Genomic DNA, 19361 nt, shown 5'->3' on the forward strand with positions numbered 1-19361 from the left:
CCCTGTCGCCGGCAAGCCGGCTCCCACAGGTACCTCACGGTTCTTCATGTGGGAGCCGGCTTGCCGGCGATAGGGCCGGCACAGGTCAACATCCATCCCTGGCAGCCGGCTACACTCCCCACTCTCGAAATAGGAAGCCCCACCATGCGCGCCCTGTTGTTCAGCAGCCAGCACTACGACCAGGAAAGTTTCACCCAGGCCGGCCGCGACCTGGCCGTGGAGCTGCACTTCCAGCCCGCCCGGCTGACCCTCGACACGGCCGCCCTGGCCCAGGGCTTCGAGGTGGTGTGCCCGTTCATCAACGACGAGCTCGACGCCCAGGTGCTGCAGCGCCTGGCGGCCGGCGGCACGCGCCTGATCGCCCTGCGTTCGGCCGGCTACAACCACGTCGACCTGGCCGCCGCGCAGCGCCTGGGCCTGGCGGTGGTGCGGGTGCCGGCCTATTCGCCGCATGCCGTGGCCGAACATGCCGTGGCGCTGATCCTGGCCCTGAACCGCCGCCTGCACCGCGCCTACAACCGCACCCGCGAAGGCGATTTCACCCTGCATGGCCTGACCGGCTTCGACCTGCACGGCAAGACCGTGGGCGTGGTCGGCACCGGGCAGATTGGCGCTGCCTTCGCCCGCATCATGGCCGGTTTCGGCTGCCAGCTGCTGGCCTACGACCCCTACCCCAACCCGCAGCTGCTGGCGCTGGGTGCGCGCTACCTGGAGCTGCCCGAACTGCTGCGCGAGGCACGCATCATCAGCCTGCACTGCCCGCTGACCGAGCACACCAAGCACCTGATCAACGCCCGCAGCCTGGCCGAACTGCAACCCGGCGCCATGCTGATCAACACCGGCCGCGGCGCGCTGGTGGACACCCCGGCGCTGATCGATGCACTGAAAAGCGGGCAGCTGGGTTACCTGGGCCTGGACGTCTATGAAGAGGAAGCGCAGCTGTTCTTCGAGGACCGCTCCGACCTGCCGTTGCAGGACGATGTGCTGGCGCGCCTGCTGACCTTCCCCAACGTGATCATCACCGCGCACCAGGCGTTCCTCACCCGCGAAGCGCTGGACGCCATCGCCGCCACCACCCTGGACAACATCATCCGCTGGGCGGCGGGCAAACCGCAGAATCAGGTCTCGGGTTAATGCTAGGATACGCGGCATTTCTGGAGGACCCATGGTCGAGCACGATTTCCGCTACACCCTTTTCAACCCGCAACACACCCTGATCGAGTGCCGCGCGCTGCTGCCGGGCCGTTACCAGGTGACCGGCAACGGCGGATCGATGCACAAGGGCGACACCCTGCTGGTGACCCTCAAGGGCAGCAAGGACCTGGCCATGCGCCTGACCGTGGAAAGCGTGCGCCACCTGATCAACCCGCGTGGCCAGTGGGTAGCCGTGGCCAGCGGCCCGGTATTCAACGAGCTGGAAATCCTCACCTGGCAGGTCGAATGCGACAGCTGCGACGCCGTGCTGGACTTCGAGTTCGCCGTGGACGCCAAGCTGGGCAAGAAAGCCCGCCAGCCGGCCGCCACCGCACGTATCACCGAGCTGGGCTGGGCCAGCCGTGGCGACAAGCATCTGTGCCCGCAATGCCAGGAGAGCGCCGCGTGAAGAATGTGTTGTCCGGGGTGCTGATCGCCAGCGCCCTGCTGGGTTGCGCCGCCGAACCTTCCAAGCTGCAGCAGGAACGCAGCTATGTGCTGGAGTGGATCGGCGAACGCCCGCTGATCGACTACAGCCACCTGACCCTGACCTTGGCCAGCGACGGCCGCGCCTACGGCAATGCGGGCTGCAACCATTGGTTTGCGCCGTATACGCTCGATGGCGAGCACCTGAGCTTCGGCAAGGTCGGCAAGACCCGCAAGCTGTGCGCGCCGGCGCTGATGGAGCAGGAGAAGCACTTCTTGCAGGCGCTGGAGACCGTGCAGCGCTGGGATGTGTCGCCCATCGAGCAGATGCGCTTCTGGCCGGCTGAAGGCAAGCCTTTGCGCTTCTGGCCTGAGGAAGGCTGAGGAAATTTGGGGCCGCTTTGCGGCCCTTTCGCGACACAAGGCCGCTCCTACAGCGGGCATGCAATCTCGGGTAGGAGCGGCCTTGTGTCGCGAATGGGCTGCAAGGCAGCCCCCAAAGCATCAAGCGCCTTTCAGGGCCTTGATCTTGGCGTTCAGCCCTTCCAGGGTCTGCTCGCCCAGCAGCTGCTCGCGCACCTTGCCCTTGTCATCGATGATGTAGGTCACCGGCAGCGCCTCGCTGCGCGGCAGGTCGTAGCGTTCAGCAGGGTCCTGCGCCAGCACGGTGAAGCCGATGCCCAGCGTCTCGGTCGCCTGCTTCAGGTCCTGCCCCTGCAAGCCGTCGAAGTTCACCCCGACCACCTTGATGCCCTCGGCCGCCCATTGCTTGGCCGCGGTGTTCAATTCCGGTATTTCGGTACGGCACGGGCCACACCATTCGGCCCAGTAGTTGAGCACCAGCCAGTGCCCGTCGAGCTGCTCGGCTTTCACCGTATTACCGTGTTGGTCCACGCCGTAGTCGGCACCGCAACCACCGAGCAACAGGCTCGCGGTGATGGCCAGTACTGCTGCCAAACGCCTTGCCATGGGTCAATCCTTCTCAAGTTTTCAAGCAAATGGTTCAGTCGCTGCGGTTAGAATAGCCGCCACACCCAGCTGGATGCGACCCGACATGACTGACCTGACGCTCTATCATAACCCGCGCTGCTCGAAATCCCGCGGCGCGCTGGAACTGCTCGAACAGCGGGGCCTGGCACCGACCATCGTGCGTTACCTGGAAACCCCGCCCGACGCCGCCACCCTCAAGGCGCTGCTCGGCAAGCTGGGCATCGCCCCGCGCCAGCTGCTGCGCACCGGCGAAGACGAATACAAGGCACTGGACCTGGCCAACCCGGCGCTCAGCGATGCGCAACTCATCGACGCCATGGCCGCGCACCCGAAACTGATCGAACGGCCGATCCTTGTCGCCGGTGACAAGGCGGTGATCGGCCGCCCGCCAGAGAAGGTGCTGGAGATCCTGCCGTGAGCGCGCCCTACATCCTGGTGCTGTACTACAGCCGTCATGGCTCGACCAGCGAGATGGCCCGGCACATTGCCCGTGGCATCGAGCTCGCGGGCATGGAAGCGCGCCTGCGCACGGTGCCGGCGATTTCCACCGAATGCGAAGCCGTGGCCCCGGACATCCCGGCCAGCGGCGCGCTGTACGCCACCCTCGACGACCTGCGCCACTGCGCGGGCCTGGTGCTGGGCAGCCCGACCCGCTTCGGCAACATGGCCGCGCCGTTGAAGTACTTCCTCGACGGCACCAGCAGCCTGTGGCTGGGCGGCGAACTGGTGGGCAAGCCCGCCGCAGTGTTCACCTCCACCGCCAGCCTGCACGGCGGCCAGGAAACCACCCTGCTGTCGATGATGCTGCCGCTGATGCACCACGGCATGCTGGTGATGGGCCTGCCCTACAGCGAGTCGGCGCTGCTCGAGACCCGCGGTGGCGGCACGCCTTATGGCGCCAGCCATCACGCCGGTGCCGATGGCAAGCGTGAACTGGATCAACACGAAATTGCCCTGTGCCGCGCCCTTGGCCAACGCCTGGCGACCACGGCCAAGGCTCTGGAGGCCTGAGGTGGCGAGAAAGCCCAAGGTGTTGCCGGCGCTGGCCTGGCTGGAGCCACGCGTGCGCCTGACGCGGGCGCTGAGCCTGGCCTGCTTCTTCGGCCTGATCGCGTTGCTGGTGGTGAACAACCTGTGGTTCGCCAACCTGCACGGGGCGCGGGTCGAGGTGATTCTGGCGATCGAGCTGGTGCCTTTGCTGTTGCTGCTGCCGGGCATGCTGATGGGCAGCGCCCGGGCGCATGCCTGGACCTGCTTCGTGGTGAACATCTATTTCATCAAGGGCGTGCTGGCGGCGTTCGACCCGGCCCGGGCGGTGTTTGGCTGGGTAGAGGTGCTGGTCAGCCTGGGGTTGTTCGTCAGTGGGCTGCTGTTCGTGCGCTGGAAGTTTCAGCAGGAGCGGCGGATGGCGGGCGAAGGGAGCTGAAGTCTGGGGCTGCTTTGCAGCCCTTTCGCGACACAAGGCCGCTCCTACAGAGGAATGCGTATCCCTGTAGGAGCGGCCTTGTGTCGCGAAAGGGCCGCAAAGCGGCCCCCGACGGCCTCAATGATTGACGGTATGCGCCAGCATCACCGACAACTGGCACAGCGGCCGCCCGCTCTGTTCGTGCCACTGGTTGAACGCCTGCTGCACCAGTGCCAGGTCGCGCTGGCTGGTCGGCGGCTTGTCGATGACCTTCTGCGCAATCAACGCAGCCGCCATGTCGTCGGTGGGGATGAAGGTGTCCTTGCCGACCATGCGCAGGAAGCGCGGCGCCGACAACCCACCCATCTGGTTGCCCTGCTTGGCCAGGTACTTCCACAGCCCGACGATATCGTTCACCGGCCAGTCGGCGATGAACGCGCCGAAACTGCCCTTCTCCTTCGCCACGTCGAGAATCATCTGCGCATTGCGCGGCACGCTCTTGAGCTTGCCCAGGTGGCGGATGATGCGCTCGTCGTGCATCAACCGCTCCAGGTGCTCGGCGCCCATCAGCACCACCTTTTCCGGGTCAAAACCGAAGAACACCTGCTCGAACGCCGGCCACTTGGCATCCACCAGGCTGTGCTTGAGGCCTGCGCGGAACACGCGCAGGGCCAGGGTCGACAGGTAGCGGTCGTCGGCGATGTCGCGCAACTGCGCCGGCGTGCGCGGCTGCGGCAGGAAGGCTTCCAGCGCCTGGGCCGAGCCGAAGCGGTTCAGGCAGTACTCATGCAGCCACTGGTAATCGCGCATGGGCTCAGAGGTTCACCACGTCGAGAAAGCGCGGGGTGGCGTTCTCGTCGATCTTCAGGCTGGTGAAGTCGAACAGGTTGCGGTCGGCCAACTGCGACGGGGCCACGTTCTGCATGGCGCGGAAGATGCTCTCGGTACGGCCCGGGTGCTTGCGCTCCCACTCCACCAGCATGTCCTTGACCACCTGGCGCTGCAGGTTTTCCTGCGAACCGCACAGGTTGCACGGGATGATCGGGAATTCCTTCATGTCCGAGTAGGCCTGGATGTCCTTCTCGCTGCAGTAGGCCAGCGGGCGGATTACCACGTTGCGCCCGTCATCGGCCCGCAGCTTCGGCGGCATGCCCTTGAGCGCGCCGTTGAAGAACATGTTGAGGAAGAAGGTTTCGACGATGTCGTCGCGGTGGTGCCCCAGGGCCATCTTGGTCGCGCCGATTTCGTCGGCGAAGGTGTACAGGGTGCCACGGCGCAGGCGCGAGCACAGCGAGCAGGTGGTCTTGCCCTCCGGCACCAGCTCCTTGACCACCGAGTAGGTGTCCTTCTCGACGATGTGGTACTCGACGCCCAGTTCCTTGAGGTAGGCCGGCAGCACATGCTCGGGGAAGCCCGGCTGCTTCTGGTCCATGTTCACCGCGACGATCTCGAACTTGATCGGTGCCACCTTCTGCAGGTGCAACAGAACGTCGAGCATGGTGTAGCTGTCCTTGCCGCCGGACAGGCAGACCATGACCTTGTCGCCATCCTCGATCATGTTGTAGTCGGTGATGGCTTCGCCAGCGAGGCGACGCAGGCGTTTTTGCAGTTTGTTCTGGTTGACCGAGAGGGTGCCCATAGCGCTTGAATCCGCGAGGTGTGACAAAAGGCGGCTATTTTACGCACAAACCAGGCGCGGCTGTAGGGCTAACCGATAAAGACTTCAATGTAATCAGCAGTGCCACTGACAGCGCAATTTGCTCTAAAAAGCCGGTTTTATGCTGGGAACGGCTTCCTATACTGCGACATAAGGCCACATTACCGCTCGCTTCGGTGCCCTGGCCTCGGGCCGCTTGCGCTCCATCTGGGGGGCGACTGGCAACACAGAGAGGAGTGACAGGCATGATTCATCACGTTGTGGGGCTTTTTACTCATCCTGACCAGGAATGGCGGGAAATTCGCGGGGAAGAAGAAAGCATCAGCCACATGTACCTGACACACACGCTGATCCTGGCGGCGATCCCCGCCATTTCGGCATTCATCGGCACCACCCAGGTGGGCTGGGTGATCGGTGGCCGGCCGGCGGTCATGCTGACCCTGGAAAGCGCCTTGTGGATGAGCGTCATGTCCTACCTGGCGATGCTCGCCGGGGTGGCGGTAATGGGCGCATTCATCCACTGGATGGCCCGCACCTACGACGCCAACCCATCCCTGGCCCAGTGCATCGCCTTCGCCACCTACACCGCCACCCCACTGTTCCTCGGCGGCCTGGTGGCGCTCTACCCGCACTTGTGGCTGGGCATGCTGGTGGGCACTGCCGCCATCTGCTACACCGTTTACCTGCTGTATGTCGGCCTGCCGACCTTCATGAACATCCCATCGGATGAAGGCTTCCTGTTCTCCAGCTCGGTGCTGGCGGTGGGCCTTGTGGTACTGGTGGCGATCATGGCGGCGACCGTGATCATCTGGGGCTTGGGCGTGGGGCCTGTGTATACCAACTAGATCCAACCAACACTGGGGCATCAAGCCAGGGGCCGCCGCAAGGCGGCCTTTGACTGCCTGCTGACCAGTGGCCTCGGCAGCGCCGCCGAGGTTGCGGCATAATGCCTGGTCAGGAGAATTGCCCCGCCATGCCCGAGCTGCTCAAACAACGCGTCGAAACCTGTTACCAGCAAGCCGAAGCCTTTTTCAAACGCCCCTTCCCGCGCCCGCAGGTGAGCTTCAAGCTGCGCGGCCAGAAAGCCGGCGTCGCCCACCTGCACGAGAACCTGCTGCGCTTCAACCTGCAGCTGTACCGCGAAAACCACGACGATTTTTTGCGCCAGACCGTTGCCCACGAGGTGGCGCACCTGGTGGCCCACCAAGTGTTTGGCGAGCGCATCCAGGCCCATGGCGAGGAGTGGCAGCTGATCATGCGCGGGGTGTACGAACTGCCGCCCAATCGCTGCCACAACTACGAAGTGCAGCGCCGCGTGACGACCCGCTACATCTACCGCTGCCCGTGCCCGGAAAGTGACTTTGCGTTCACGCCGCAGCGGCACAAGCTGGTGCACCAGGGGCGGCGCTACCTGTGCCGGCGGTGCCGGGCGATATTGGTGTACAGCGGTGAGACGCGGGTTGAATGAACCGGCCCTATCGCCGGCAAGCCGGCTCCCACTAGGTTCAACGCTGCCCTAGGCCGCAGCAGGCACAAAAAAAGGCGACCCTAGGGTCGCCTTTCTCATCACTGCATCACACTCAGCGAGCCGGGCCTTCGGCAACGCCCAGGTCGTCGGTCGGGCGGGTGTCGATCAGCGGCGCACCACCGGAAGCCAGCTCCGAGGCGAGCTTGTCGTTGTCCATTTCCTTGACCCACTTGGCCACTACCACGGTGGCAACGGCGTTGCCGATCAGGTTGGTCAGGGCGCGGGCTTCGGACATGAAGCGGTCGATACCCAGGATCAGCGCCAGGCCGGCAACCGGCAGGTGGCCGACGGCGGAGAGGGTGGCGGCGAGCACGATGAAGCCCGAACCGGTCACGCCCGCAGCACCTTTGGAAGCTACCAGCAGCACCAGCAGCAGGGTGATCTGGTGGGTGATGTCCATGGTGGTGTCGGTGGCCTGGGCGATGAACACCGCAGCCATGGTCAGGTAGATCGAGGTGCCGTCCAGGTTGAACGAGTAGCCGGTCGGGATCACCAGGCCCACCACCGATTTCTTCGCGCCCAGGCGCTCCATCTTGGCCAGCATGCGTGGCAGGGCCGACTCCGAGGACGAAGTACCCAGCACGATCAGCAGCTCTTCACGGATGTAGCGGATCAGCTTGATCACGCTGAAGCCGTGGGCGCGGCAGATGCCGCCCAGCACCACCAGGACGAACAGCAGGCAGGTGATGTAGAAGCAGGCCATCAGGTAGCCCAGCTGCACCAGCGAACCCACGCCGTATTGGCCGATGGTGAAGGCCATGGCACCGAAGGCACCGATCGGCGCGAGCTTCATGATCATGTTGATGATGTTGAACATGACATGGGCGAAGCGGTCGATCAGGTCCAGCACCGGCTTGCCGTAGCTGCCCAGGCGGTGCAGGGCGAAACCGAACAGCACCGAGAACATCAGCACCTGCAGGATATCGCCGTTGGCGAAGGCGCCGACGATGGTGTTGGGGATGATGTTGAGCAGGAAGCCGACGGTGGTCTGCTGCGCGCCGGCGGCGGCGTAGGCAGCCACGCTGCTGGCGTTCAGGGTGCTGACGTCGACGTGCATGCCGGCACCCGGCTTGACCACGTTGACCACCACCAGGCCGATGATCAGGGCCACGGTGGAGACGATTTCGAAGTACAACAGCGCGTAGCCGCCGGTCTTGCCGACCGACTTCATGCTCTGCATGCCAGCGATGCCGCTGACCACGGTACAGAAGATGATCGGGGCGATGACCATCTTGATCAGTTTGACGAAGCCATCACCCAAGGGTTTGAGGGCAACGCCGGTTTCCGGGTAGAAGTGGCCGAGCAGGATACCGATGGTGATCGCGACGATCACCTGGACATACAGGGATTTGTACAGCGGCTGACGTGTCGTCATGGCTCATTTTTCCTCGAGTGTGCCGGTTCACCCTTCCCAGGGTGGTTGGGCACCTGAATCGCTAACCCTCCTGCACCTGGAGGGATTTGTCGTTGTGTTCGAGCTGCCTGGGCAGGCCTCTGCCAACGGAGATAGCAAGGGCGATGCCAAAATGCCCATGAAGGGTGCAGAGGCCGTATTTGCTAGAGGAAAATGCCCAATGAGGGGGCGAATGCGCGGGAGTTGATGGCGGATTTCCGCCCGGTGGCGGAATTTGAACAGGGGTGATGGCGGGAATCCGCCCGTCACCCTCAGTTGAGCGCGAAGGTGATGCAGAACGCCGCGCCACCCAGCGGCGAGTCGCCGAGGCTGAGCTGGGCGTCATAGCTGTCGACGATGTCCTTGACCACCGCCAGGCCGATGCCCTGCCCCGGGTGCTGGCGGTCCAGCCGCTCGCCACGCTCGAGAATGCGTTCTCGCTGGTCGGCCGGCACCCCAGGGCCATCGTCCTCGACACACAGGGTGAGCTGCCCCGGCGCTTGCTGCAGGCTTACCCGCACCTGGCCCAGGCTCAGCCGGTAGGCGTTCTCCAAAAGGTTGCCCAGCAGCTCCAGCAAGGCGCCCTGCTCCATCGGCACCTGGGCCTGTACCGGGATATCCAGGGTGGCTTCGACGCGCTTGTCGCGGTAGACCTTGGCCAGGGTGCTGCACAGGCTTTCCAGCACCGGGCGCAGTTGCACGCGATGGCGCACCAGGCCGCTCTTGCGCAGGCTGGCACGCTGCAGCTGGTAGTCGATCTGCTGGCTCATGCGCTCGATCTGGCTCTGCAGCACCCGCGCCTGCTCGCGCTCGCCCGGGCGCTGCTGCAGGCTTTCGCCCACCCCCTGCAGCACCGCCAGCGGGGTTTTCAGGCTGTGCGCCAGGTCGTCCAGCGAATCGCGGTAGCGCTGGCGCTGTTCGCGCTCGCTGCGCAGCAGGCGGTTCAGCGAGCCGGTCAGGCGCAGCAGTTCACGGGGGTGCTCACCGCTCAGGCCATCGCGCGCCCCCGACTCCACGTCGTCCAGCTCGCGGCTCAGCCGGCGCAGCGAGCGCAGGCCCCAGGTCAGGCCGGCCCAGAGCAGCACCAGCAAGGCCAGCAGGGCCGCGCCAAAGCCGAGGTAGAGCTTTTCGCGCAGGCCCGAGAGGGTTTGCTTGTACTCGCGCACCGGCTGCAGGGCAACGATGCTGTAGGCCGCGCTCTGGCCGCCGAGCAACTTGATCTCGACGTCATAGACGAAGAACTCTTCGCCGTCGTCCTGGTGAATACGGGCAAATTCGTTGCCGCGCCCGTCGTAGCGCGGCTGGTAGTTGATGTGCTGGTCGGCGGTGGCCCGCGAGCGCCAGACCAGCCGGCCTTCGCGGTCGAAGATGTAGCCGATCAGCCCGGTATACGGCAGGTTGAAGCGCTCGTCTGGCAGCAGGTCCGGCATCTGCAACTGGCCATGCTCGATACGGGCCGCCGAGATCAGCGTGGTGACATCGGAGGCCAGGCGCTGCTCGATCGACTCCTGCAGGGCCAGGCTGAAGGCCTTCTGCAAGGCGGGCAGCAGCGCCAGCATGAACAGCAGCGCCAGCACTGCCGCGGCGAGCATCAGGCGCACCCGCAGCGAGCGAATCATCGGCAGCGCTCGGTGAACAGGTAGCCCAGGCCGCGCACGGTGTCGATCGGCTTGAAGCCGTTTTCGCCTTCAAGCTTGCGCCGCAGCCGCCCGACCAGCACTTCTATCACATTGGGGTCGCGCTCCTCGTCACCGGGGTAGAGCTGCTCCATCAGCCGCTCCTTGGCCACCACCTGCTGGTGATGGCGCATCAGGTATTCGAGGATACGGTATTCGTAGGCGGTCAATGCCAGGGGCTGCTCGTCCAGGGTCGCCTGCTTGCGGTTGAGGTCGAGCACCAGCGGGCCGGCGGCGATGGTCGACTGGGTGAAGCCGCTGGAGCGGCGCAGCAGGGCGTTGAGCCGGGCTTCGAGCTCTTCGAACTGGAAGGGTTTGACCAGGTAGTCGTCAGCGCCGGCGGCCAGGCCTTCGACCTTGTCCTGCCAGTTGCCCCGGGCGGTGAGGATGAGAATGGGGAAGGCCTTGGCCTGGCTGCGCAGGCGGGCGATCAGCTCGAGGCCGCTCATGCCCGGCAGGCCCAGGTCGATGATGGCCAGGTCGAAGTGGAACTGTTCGGCCTGGTACAGCGCTTCTTCGGCATCGGCCACGGCTTCGACCACATGGCCGCTTTCGCCCAGGCGGGTATGGAGGTGGTGCCTTAACAGGGCTTCGTCCTCGACCACCAGCAATTTCATTCGGTTCTCCTTTTTTGTGTTGCCAATACCAACCTCATCGCCGGCAAGCCGGCTCCCACAAGGGAATTCCACAGTCTTCAAAGCAGTGGAATACCTGTGGGAGCCGGCTTGCCGGCGATGAGGCCAGCGAAGGATAACGCTACTCGCTCATCAGAACTTGTAGTTCGCCGACAGGTAAGTCTGTGCACTGCTGGTCAGGCGCAGGGTACCGGCCTTCGGCCCGCCGCTGGGTGCCACTTCGGTCGACGCATTGCTCTGCAGGTAACGGTAGCCCAGCTCCACCGAAGCCTTGTCGGTCAGCTCCTGAATCACCCCAGCCTGCAGGCCCACCGCGTAGCCGTAGTCGGTGTCACGCCGGGCACCTGGCGAATCCTGGGTCAGCTTGGTCATGCCCAGGCTGCCGCCGCCGAACAGCTTGGTGGTATCGCCCACGGGCAGGAACAGATCATAGCTGCCCAGCAGGTTCTCCTGGCGCAGCTTGAGGCCGCTGTGGTCGCCCGAGACGTTGTCGTAGGTCACGTAGTAGCGGCCCTGGTCGTTGATCCGCCCCAGGCGCGCGCCCCAGGTGCCGTCCTTGCCGATGATGCCGTCGGCGTTGAGGTTGTCGGTGTTGCTCTGCAGCAGGCCGGACTTGCGTACCTTGTCGCTGGTCTGGCCGTAGGTCAGGCTGGCGAAGTTCTCGTCGGCGGCCTGGGCGGAGGTCATGCCAGCGGCGCAGACGGCCATGGCGGCGAGCAGGGTGTTGAAGGTTTTCATCGCTTCTAGCTCCAGTTGAATGCGCTGTTTCGGTCTGGAAGCTAGAGTAAGCAGGGTGCCCTGAACCGCGGCTGAACCCTGGCTGAACCCCGGCTGAACGAACCGTTTGCAAAACAAGGAGTAGTGAACATGCGTGCCCTGCTGGCCTTGACCCTGATGTGCAGTGCCGCGCTTGCCCAAGCGGCAGTAGTGACCCGTGAAATCCCCTACCAGGACGCCGACGGCAAGCGCTTGATCGGCTATTACGCCTATGACGATGCCATCGATGGGAAACGCCCGGGCATCGTCGTGGTCCACGAGTGGTGGGGGCTGAACGACTATGCCAAGCGCCGCGCGCGTGATCTCGCCGCCCTTGGCTACAGCGCGCTGGCCATCGACATGTATGGCGATGGCAAGCACACCGAACATCCGCAGGATGCCCAGGCGTTCATGGCCCAAGCCATGAAAGACCCGGATACAGCGGCCAAGCGTTTTGAGGCAGGCTTCGACTTGCTGCAAGAACAACCCTACACCGACAAAAGCAGCCTGGGCGCCGTCGGCTACTGCTTCGGCGGCAAGGTGGTGCTGGATGCGGCACGGCGCGGGGAGAGAAAGCTCGATGCCGTGGTGAGCTTCCATGGCGCTCTGGCAACGCAGACACCGGCTCAACCCGGCAAGGTCAGGGCCTACATACTGGTCGAACATGGCGCCGCAGACAGCATGGTCACGCCAGAACAGGTCAGTGCGTTCAAGGCGGAGATGGATGCCGCCAAGGCCAACTACCAGTTCGTCAGCATTGCGGGGGCCAAGCACGGCTTCACCAACCCCGATGCCGATCGCTTGAGCCACGGCGAACACGGCGGCCCGGACATCGGCTACAACAAGGCAGCGGATGAAAGCTCGTGGGCGGATATGCAGGCGTTCTTCGCTAAAGTGTTCGAGCCGAAGAAGTCAAACACCGACAAAGCGGCGCCCGCTGGCACCCAGTAGCCCTTGAAGCGGAATCAGTGGTTATGGGAGGGCTGCACAGCAGCCCCCTCTCCCACACCGCCGCAGCGGCTGGCACAATACCCGCCATGAACAGATTGCCCTCCTGTTGCGCCCCGCTCCGGCACCACTGGCCCCTGCCCCGCCCGCTCCCCGGCGCGGTGCTGGTCAGCTGCGCCTTCGACCCGGCCCTTCTGGCCTGCGATGACTTCGAGCGCGCCGGCATCACGCCCAGCGCCAGCCTGCAACGCTCGGTAGCCAAGCGCCAGGCCGAGTACCTGGCCGGCCGCGTTTGCGCGCGCGCCGCACTGCAGCGCCTGGATGGCCGCGATTATGTGCCCGCCAGCCACGAAGACCGCTCGCCGATCTGGCCGCCAGGCATCCATGGCTCGATCACCCACGGCAAGGGCTGGGCCGCTGCCGTGGTCGCTGCCGATGGCGCTTGCCAAGGCATCGGCCTGGATCAGGAAACGCTGCTCGACGACGACCGCGCAGAGCGCTTGATGGGCGAAATCCTCACCCCGGCGGAGCTCGAACGCCTGGACCGCAGCCAACTGGGCCTGGCAGTCACCTTGACCTTCTCGCTCAAGGAGAGCCTGTTCAAGACCCTGTATCCGCTGACCCGGCAACGCTTCTATTTCGAGCACGCCGAAGTGCTGGAGTGGTCCGCCGACGGCCTGGCGCGCCTGCGCCTGCTCACCGACCTTTCAGCCCAATGGCAGCACGGCGTCGAGCTCGAAGGCCAGTTCTGCCTCGAGGGCGGCCAGTTGCTGAGCCTGGTCAGCGTCTGACCCTCAGCCAGGCGCCTGCTCGCGTGGCCAGCTCAGGCTGAAGCAGGCGCCACCCAGCGCCTCACTGCGCCCCACGGTAGCCCGGCCGGCGTGCCAGTAGATGATCCGCCGTACGATCGACAGGCCCAGGCCATGCCCGCCCGAGGCACGGGTGCGGCTGTCGTCGAGGCGGGTGAAGGGGGTGAAGATGCGGTCCCAGAAGCCTTCGGGGATACCCGGCCCATCGTCTTCGACATCGATGCGACAGCGCTGCTGGCCCAGCTGGTAGCTCAGGCGCACCTCGCTACCGGCATGGCGCAGGGCATTGCCGACCAGGTTCTGCAAGGCCCGATGCAGGTAGCGCGGCTCGGCCTCGACCCAGGCGCCTTCGCTGTCATGCACCTGGCACTGGCCACGCACCAGCCGCACCTGGGCGTTCAGTGGCGCCAGCTCCTCGATCACCCGGTCGAGCAGGGCATCCAGGTCGACCCGCTGGAACTTCAGCGCTGGCGCGCCCTGCTCCAGGCGCGCGTAGGTCAGCATCTCGTCGACCAGCTTGTCGAGGTCCTGGATGTCGCCATCCATGCCGGCCAGGTGCTTGGCCCGCGCCTGCTCGGTGGGCGCGCTCTCGATCATTTCCAGGCCGAAGCGCAGGCGGGCGACCGGCGTGCGCAGCTCATGAGACACCGCGCGCACCAGCTCGCGCTGCATGTTCAACGAGCGCTGCAGGTGTTCGGCCATGCCATTGAAGGCCGCCGCCAGGCGCCCCACCGAGTCGGCATCGCCCGCAGGCACCCGGGTTTCCAGGCTGCCCTGGGCGATGCGCGTGGCGGCCATTTCCAGGCCCGACACCCGCCGCTCCAGCTGGCGCACCAACAAATAGACCACCAGGCCGATCAGGCACAGGCCGAGGAAGGTAATTAGCACCAGCAACTGCGGCGGATAAGGGTTGAGCTGGTACAGCGGGCCAATTTCCAGCACCCAGGGCGAGCCGGGCAGGCCGGCGAACACGCGGACCGAATCGCCATCCTTGCCCAGCGCCATGACCGTATCGCCCTCCTCCACCCGCCGCCGTTGGTCATCGTCCAGGCCAACCCGCTCCAGGCGTTGCAGGGCAACGCCGAAACCGAAGCCCTTGCTGTGCTTGAGGTCCTCCAGGCGCTGCTGCTGCTCGGTCACCGGGAAACGCACCAGCTCGTCGGCCAGCAGGTACAGGGTGGCGCGCGCCAACTGCTCGCTGACCTGCTTGATCTCGGCCACCAGCAGCAGGTCTTCGCGGCCAACCTTGCGCAGCACCCAGGCGGCATGTGGGCCAGTCTTTTCCACCACCACCAGGCCGCGGTACAGGCGTGCGCGCTGGCTGCCATCGAGCGTGCGCGCCGCCATCGGCTGCAGGTCCAGTGGCACGCCCAGCAGGCGTTCCCATATCAGCAGCGAGCGCTTGCGTTCGGTTTCGTTCTGCTGCGCCAGGTTGTCGGCCATCAGGCTGAACGTACCCTGGGCCAGGCGCTCGCGGTGCTGGGCGGCGCGCACTTCGTTGAGCAGGTGCAGGCTGAGCACGCCCAGCAAGGCCACCAGCACCAGCACGGCAAGCATGCCGCCGTAGATGCGCAGGAAGATCGAGTTGTTCATGGCGCGTCGCCGACGAACAGGTAGCCCTTGCTGCGCAGGGTCTTGATCAGCCGCGGCTGGATCGGGTCGTCGCCGATCTTGGGGCGGATCTTGGAAATCCGCACATCGATGGAGCGGTCCTGCCCGTCATACCCCACACCGCGCAGCGCCGTGAAGATCTGCTCGCGGGTCAGCACCCGCCCGGCATTGCTGGCCAGCAGCCAGAGCAGGTCGAACTCGGCGCCGGTCAGCTCGATCAGGTGCTCGCCAAGGCGGGCTTCGCGCAGCCGCTGGTCGATGCGCAGCTCGCCGAAGGCCAGCGCCTGGCTCCTGCCCTGGGGCGGCTCGCTGCGCCGCAGCAGCGCCTGGATGCGCGCCAGCAGCAGGCGCGGGCGCACGGGCTTGCAGACGTAGTCGTCGGCGCCCAGGTCCAGGCCCTGCACCTGGTCGAGCTCGTCGCTGCGCGCAGTGAGCATGAGGATCGGCCCGGGGTACTGGCTGCGCACCCGGCGGCAGATGCTCAGGCCGTCCTCGCCGGGCAGCATCAGGTCGAGGATCACCAAATCCGGCTGGCTGTCGACGATGCGCCGCGCGGCGCGGGCGCCGTCGCCTTCCACCGCGACTTCGAAGCCGTTGGCCTGCAGGTATTCGGCGGTGAGCTCGGCGAGGCGCTGGTCGTCCTCGACGATCAGGATGCGCGGGGCGGGATGGTCCATGGCTTTGCCTTCGTTTGTTGTTCTTTTTCAGCCTGTGGGGCGGCACAATTGACACATTTGCAACGGATACTACGTTCCGCACCGGGCACTGCCAACCTCAGCCGGAACGGCCCTCGACTGAACCGTTTCTTGTGCCAGGGCCAGCCCCTGAAAATTTCTGCCTGGGGGCAGCGTGGCGCAGAAAAATAGTGCAAACCTCTTGGCACAAGGCCTACAGCGAATACCCACTCTTCACCCACAAAGTACGCACACGTTATCCACAGGCGCTCGCCTTGCAAAGACCCCAAGACCGCATTATCTTGTATCCCCAATGCAGCAAACCACTAGATATTGGGTTTGAGCGAAAATCTCAAACACAACTCAGCACGGAAATTCAAGCGCTTTTTCCTACTGAACTAACGGTGGTTTCACCAGCCAAACCGCTCCAGCGGAAGATTGGAGAACAACAGCTTTCGGGCCTGCTCGCCAGCAGCGCCCTTAGCCTTTGACTTCGGCCAGGGAGCGGCAAGCTTATTGCCCCAATTTCCTGAGTCTGTCCCGAAGTCGGTACGCCCGAGCGGTCGGATGCGCGCGCATGCCGCATCCCCACCCGGGTCATCGAGCAAGTGGACGGAACGGTGGGCGCCCAAAAGGCGCCTGAACAATATAGAAACTGTGGAGACACCCACCCATGCAAACCGACACAACTCGCGAGAACCCGCAGGTAAAAGCCCCGCAGGCCGCCGATTCCAACCAGGATCTGGCCGCCACTGCTCCGGGCCAACTGCGCGTGATCAAGCGCAACGGCACTGTCGTCCCCTACACCGACGACAAGATCACCGTGGCCATCACCAAGGCGTTCCTCGCAGTTGAAGGCGGCACCGCCGCTGCCTCGTCGCGCATCCACGACACCGTCGCGCGCCTGACCGAGCAGGTCACCGCCACGTTCAAGCGTCGCATGCCATCGGGTGGCACCATCCACATCGAAGAAATCCAGGACCAGGTCGAACTGGCCCTGATGCGTGCCGGCGAGCAGAAAGTTGCCCGCGACTACGTGATCTACCGCGACCAGCGTGCCAAGGAGCGTGCCACCCGCGCCAACACCGACGCTGTGGTCGAGCCGCACCCAAGCATCCGCATCACCCTGGCCGACGGCAGCCTGGCGCCGCTGGACATGGCGCGCCTGAACACCATCATCAGCGAAGCCTGCGAAGGCCTGGCCGAAGTCGATGGCGACCTGATCCAGCGCGAAACCCTGAAGAACCTGTACGACGGCGTGGCCATCAAGGACGTCAACACCGCCCTGGTGATGACCGCCCGTACCCTGGTCGAGCGTGAGCCGAACTACTCGTTCGTCACCGCCCGCCTGCTGATGGACACCCTGCGCGCCGAAGGCCTGGGCTTCCTCAACGTCGCCGACAGCGCCACCCACCACGAGATGGCCGAGCTGTACGCCAAGGCCCTGCCGGCCTATGTCGCCAAAGGTATCGAGTTCGAACTGCTCAACCCTGCCCTGGCCGACTTCGACCTGGACAAACTGGGCAAGGCGATCGACCACGAGCGCGACCAGCAATTCACCTACCTGGGCCTGCAGACCCTGTACGACCGCTACTTCATCCACAAGGATGGCGTGCGCTTCGAGCTGCCGCAGGTGTTCTTCATGCGTGTAGCCATGGGCCTGGCGCTGGAAGAGAAGGACAAGGAAGCCCGCGCGATCGAGTTCTACAACCTGTTGTCGTCGTTCGACTACATGGCCTCGACCCCGACCCTGTTCAACGCCGGCACCCTGCGCCCGCAGCTGTCGAGCTGCTACCTGACCACCGTGCCGGACGACCTGTCGGGCATCTACCACGCGATCCACGACAACGCCATGCTGTCGAAATTCGCCGGTGGCCTGGGCAACGACTGGACCCCTGTGCGTGCACTGGGCTCCTACATCAAGGGCACCAACGGCAAGTCCCAGGGCGTCGTGCCGTTCCTCAAGGTGGTCAACGACACCGCCGTTGCCGTGAACCAGGGTGGCAAGCGCAAAGGCGCCGTATGTGCCTACCTGGAAACCTGGCACCTGGACATCGAAGAGTTCATCGAGCTGCGCAAGAACACCGGTGACGACCGCCGTCGTACCCACGACATGAACACCGCCAACTGGATCCCTGACCTGTTCATGAAGCGCGTCTTCGATGACGGCAAGTGGACCCTGTTCTCGCCATCGGAAGTGCCAGACCTGCACGACCTGACCGGCAAGGCCTTCGAAGAGCGCTACGAGTACTACGAAGCCCTGACCGAGTACAACAAGATCAAGGTGTTCAAGACCATCCAGGCCAAAGACCTGTGGCGCAAGATGCTGTCGATGCTGTTCGAGACCGGCCACCCATGGCTGACCTTCAAGGACCCGTGCAACCTGCGCTCGCCGCAGCAGCACGTGGGCGTGGTGCACAGCTCGAACCTGTGCACCGAGATCACCTTGAACACCAACAAGGACGAGATCGCCGTCTGCAACCTGGGCTCGATCAACCTGCCGAACCACATTGTCGACGGCAAGCTGGACACCGCCAAGCTGCAACGCACCGTGAACACCGCCGTGCGCATGCTCGACAACGTGATCGACATCAACTACTACTCGGTGCCGCAAGCGCGTAACTCGAACTTCAAGCACCGCCCGGTGGGCCTGGGCATCATGGGCTTCCAGGACGCGCTGTACCTGCAGCACATTCCCTACGGCTCCGATGCTGCCGTGGAGTTCGCCGACAAGTCGATGGAAGCGGTCAGCTACTACGCGATCCAGGCTTCCTGCGACCTGGCCGACGAGCGCGGCGCCTACGAGACCTTCCAGGGTTCGCTGTGGTCCAAAGGCATCCTGCCGCTGGATTCGCAACAGATCCTGATCGAGGCCCGTGGCCAGAAGTACATCGACGTCAACCTGGAAGAAACCCTGGACTGGGCGCCGGTACGTGCCCGCGTACAGAAAGGTATTCGTAACTCGAACATCATGGCCATCGCGCCGACCGCGACCATCGCCAACATCACCGGCGTGTCGCAGTCGATCGAGCCGACCTACCAGAACCTGTACGTGAAATCGAACCTGTCGGGCGAATTCACCGTGATCAACCCGTACCTGGTTCGCGACCTGAAGGCTCGCGGCCTGTGGGACTCGGTCATGATCAACGACCTGAAGTACTACGACGGTTCGGTGCAGCAGATCGAGCGCATTCCGCAAGAGCTCAAAGACCTGTACGCCACCGCGTTCGAAGTCGAGACCAAGTGGATCGTCGATGCCGCCTCGCGTCGCCAGAAGTGGATCGACCAGGCCCAGTCGCTGAACCTGTACATCGCCGGCGCTTCGGGCAAGAAGCTGGACGTGACCTACCGCATGGCCTGGTACCGTGGTCTGAAGACCACCTACTACCTCCGTGCCCTGGCCGCGACCAGCACCGAGAAGTCGACCATCAACACCGGCAAGCTCAACGCCGTGTCCAGCGGTGGCGACAGCGCCCCGGCCCAGGCTGCCGGCCCGGCGCCGGTACCGAAGGCTTGCGCGATCGACGAGCCAGACTGCGAAGCCTGCCAGTAAGGCCTGATGCCGCAACAAGGGGTGCCCTCGGGTGCCCCTTGTCGCGGCATTTTTGTATCCGCGTCATGGAGAAGCCCTTCCCTTTGCCCACCGTTCGCGCGGCTGG

General features: G+C 64.7%; 20 protein-coding genes. 11 read left to right on the top strand and 9 right to left on the bottom strand.

The genetic code is table 11. The features are described from left to right. Positions 1-144 precede the first annotated feature (144 nt). From L6D75_RS18045 to L6D75_RS18055, 3 genes are read left to right on the top strand one after another with little or no spacing between them, the layout of a single operon-like run. Positions 145-1134, top strand: coding sequence for a 2-hydroxyacid dehydrogenase (locus L6D75_RS18045; protein WP_236193740.1), 990 nt, complete (start codon positions 145-147; stop codon positions 1132-1134). A 31-nt stretch (positions 1135-1165) separates the two neighbouring features. Continuing rightward, on the top strand, positions 1166-1603 hold the full coding sequence (locus L6D75_RS18050; RefSeq protein WP_176518345.1) for a hypothetical protein: 438 nt from the start codon (positions 1166-1168) through the stop codon (positions 1601-1603). After that, on the top strand, positions 1600-2004 hold the full coding sequence (locus L6D75_RS18055; RefSeq protein ID WP_236193741.1) for an META domain-containing protein: 405 nt from the start codon (positions 1600-1602) through the stop codon (positions 2002-2004). The genes L6D75_RS18050 and L6D75_RS18055 overlap by 4 nt, the downstream gene beginning before the upstream one ends. Before the next feature lie 120 nt (positions 2005-2124). Here L6D75_RS18055 and L6D75_RS18060 read toward each other — a convergent pair whose 3' ends face one another. Next, a complete protein-coding gene (locus tag L6D75_RS18060) occupies positions 2125-2589 on the bottom strand; it encodes a TlpA disulfide reductase family protein (protein ID WP_176518367.1) in 465 nt (154 codons plus the stop codon). Positions 2590-2674: 85 nt separating this feature from the next. Here L6D75_RS18060 and arsC point away from each other — a divergent pair, with 85 nt between their 5' ends. Genes arsC through L6D75_RS18075 form a run of 3 tightly spaced genes read left to right on the top strand, consistent with a single transcriptional unit; the run spans position 2675 to position 4036 of the window. Further along, positions 2675-3028: an arsenate reductase (glutaredoxin) gene (arsC, locus tag L6D75_RS18065; RefSeq protein ID WP_176518366.1), complete on the top strand. Its 354-nt coding sequence runs from the start codon at positions 2675-2677 to the stop codon at positions 3026-3028. Further along, positions 3025-3621 (top strand): NAD(P)H:quinone oxidoreductase, encoded by a 597-nt coding sequence (gene wrbA, locus L6D75_RS18070; RefSeq protein ID WP_176518365.1) that lies wholly within the window; start codon positions 3025-3027, stop codon positions 3619-3621. Before arsC ends, wrbA begins: the two co-directional genes overlap by 4 nt. A gap of 1 nt (position 3622) precedes the next feature. Beyond that, positions 3623-4036 (top strand): DUF2069 domain-containing protein, encoded by a 414-nt coding sequence (locus L6D75_RS18075; RefSeq protein ID WP_176518364.1) that lies wholly within the window; start codon positions 3623-3625, stop codon positions 4034-4036. 117 nt (positions 4037-4153) lie between these two features. On the opposite strand, the gene L6D75_RS18080 is transcribed toward L6D75_RS18075, so the two are convergent. After that, positions 4154-4825, bottom strand: a complete 672-nt coding sequence (locus tag L6D75_RS18080; protein ID WP_176511460.1) for a DNA-3-methyladenine glycosylase I — start codon at positions 4823-4825, stop codon at positions 4154-4156. A gap of 4 nt (positions 4826-4829) precedes the next feature. After that, positions 4830-5654, bottom strand: coding sequence for a tRNA 2-thiocytidine(32) synthetase TtcA (gene ttcA, locus L6D75_RS18085; RefSeq protein WP_176511459.1), 825 nt, complete (start codon positions 5652-5654; stop codon positions 4830-4832). 263 nt (positions 5655-5917) lie between these two features. Here ttcA and L6D75_RS18090 point away from each other — a divergent pair, with 263 nt between their 5' ends. Together L6D75_RS18090 and L6D75_RS18095 are read left to right on the top strand one after the other, a co-directional pair. After that, positions 5918-6517, top strand: coding sequence for a Yip1 family protein (locus L6D75_RS18090; protein ID WP_176511458.1), 600 nt, complete (start codon positions 5918-5920; stop codon positions 6515-6517). Between the two features lie 128 nt (positions 6518-6645). After that, positions 6646-7140, top strand: coding sequence for a SprT family zinc-dependent metalloprotease (locus L6D75_RS18095; RefSeq protein ID WP_176511457.1), 495 nt, complete (start codon positions 6646-6648; stop codon positions 7138-7140). A gap of 112 nt (positions 7141-7252) precedes the next feature. On the opposite strand, the gene L6D75_RS18100 is transcribed toward L6D75_RS18095, so the two are convergent. The 4 genes from L6D75_RS18100 to L6D75_RS18115 form a co-directional block, all read right to left on the bottom strand. Then, on the bottom strand, positions 7253-8575 hold the full coding sequence (locus L6D75_RS18100) for a dicarboxylate/amino acid:cation symporter (RefSeq protein ID WP_176511456.1): 1323 nt from the start codon (positions 8573-8575) through the stop codon (positions 7253-7255). A 290-nt stretch (positions 8576-8865) separates the two neighbouring features. Further along, positions 8866-10212: an ATP-binding protein gene (locus L6D75_RS18105; protein ID WP_176511455.1), complete on the bottom strand. Its 1347-nt coding sequence runs from the start codon at positions 10210-10212 to the stop codon at positions 8866-8868. Beyond that, positions 10209-10886 carry a response regulator gene (locus L6D75_RS18110; RefSeq protein WP_176511454.1) on the bottom strand — a complete coding sequence of 226 codons (678 nt, stop codon included), beginning with the start codon at positions 10884-10886 and terminating at the stop codon, positions 10209-10211. Before L6D75_RS18110 ends, L6D75_RS18105 begins: the two co-directional genes overlap by 4 nt. 150 nt (positions 10887-11036) lie before the next feature. Beyond that, positions 11037-11642: an outer membrane beta-barrel protein gene (locus L6D75_RS18115; protein ID WP_176511453.1), complete on the bottom strand. Its 606-nt coding sequence runs from the start codon at positions 11640-11642 to the stop codon at positions 11037-11039. 129 nt (positions 11643-11771) lie between these two features. Here L6D75_RS18115 and L6D75_RS18120 point away from each other — a divergent pair, with 129 nt between their 5' ends. Together L6D75_RS18120 and L6D75_RS18125 are read left to right on the top strand one after the other, a co-directional pair. Then, positions 11772-12611 (top strand): dienelactone hydrolase family protein, encoded by an 840-nt coding sequence (locus tag L6D75_RS18120; RefSeq protein WP_176511452.1) that lies wholly within the window; start codon positions 11772-11774, stop codon positions 12609-12611. A gap of 86 nt (positions 12612-12697) precedes the next feature. Then, positions 12698-13399, top strand: a complete 702-nt coding sequence (locus tag L6D75_RS18125; protein ID WP_176511451.1) for a 4'-phosphopantetheinyl transferase family protein — start codon at positions 12698-12700, stop codon at positions 13397-13399. A gap of 3 nt (positions 13400-13402) precedes the next feature. Here L6D75_RS18125 and L6D75_RS18130 read toward each other — a convergent pair whose 3' ends face one another. Together L6D75_RS18130 and L6D75_RS18135 are read right to left on the bottom strand one after the other, a co-directional pair. Next, positions 13403-15010, bottom strand: coding sequence for an ATP-binding protein (locus L6D75_RS18130; protein WP_176511450.1), 1608 nt, complete (start codon positions 15008-15010; stop codon positions 13403-13405). Next, positions 15007-15705 (bottom strand): response regulator, encoded by a 699-nt coding sequence (locus tag L6D75_RS18135; protein WP_176511449.1) that lies wholly within the window; start codon positions 15703-15705, stop codon positions 15007-15009. The genes L6D75_RS18130 and L6D75_RS18135 overlap by 4 nt, the downstream gene beginning before the upstream one ends. A gap of 670 nt (positions 15706-16375) precedes the next feature. On the opposite strand from L6D75_RS18135, the gene L6D75_RS18140 reads away from it, so the two are divergent. Further along, entirely contained in the window at positions 16376-19255 is a 2880-nt protein-coding gene (locus L6D75_RS18140; protein ID WP_176511448.1) for a ribonucleoside-diphosphate reductase subunit alpha, read from the top strand. Positions 19256-19361 lie beyond the last annotated feature (106 nt).

The sequence above is a fragment of the Pseudomonas faucium genome (genome assembly GCF_021602585.1).
GTDB lineage: Bacteria > Pseudomonadota > Gammaproteobacteria > Pseudomonadales > Pseudomonadaceae > Aquipseudomonas > Aquipseudomonas faucium.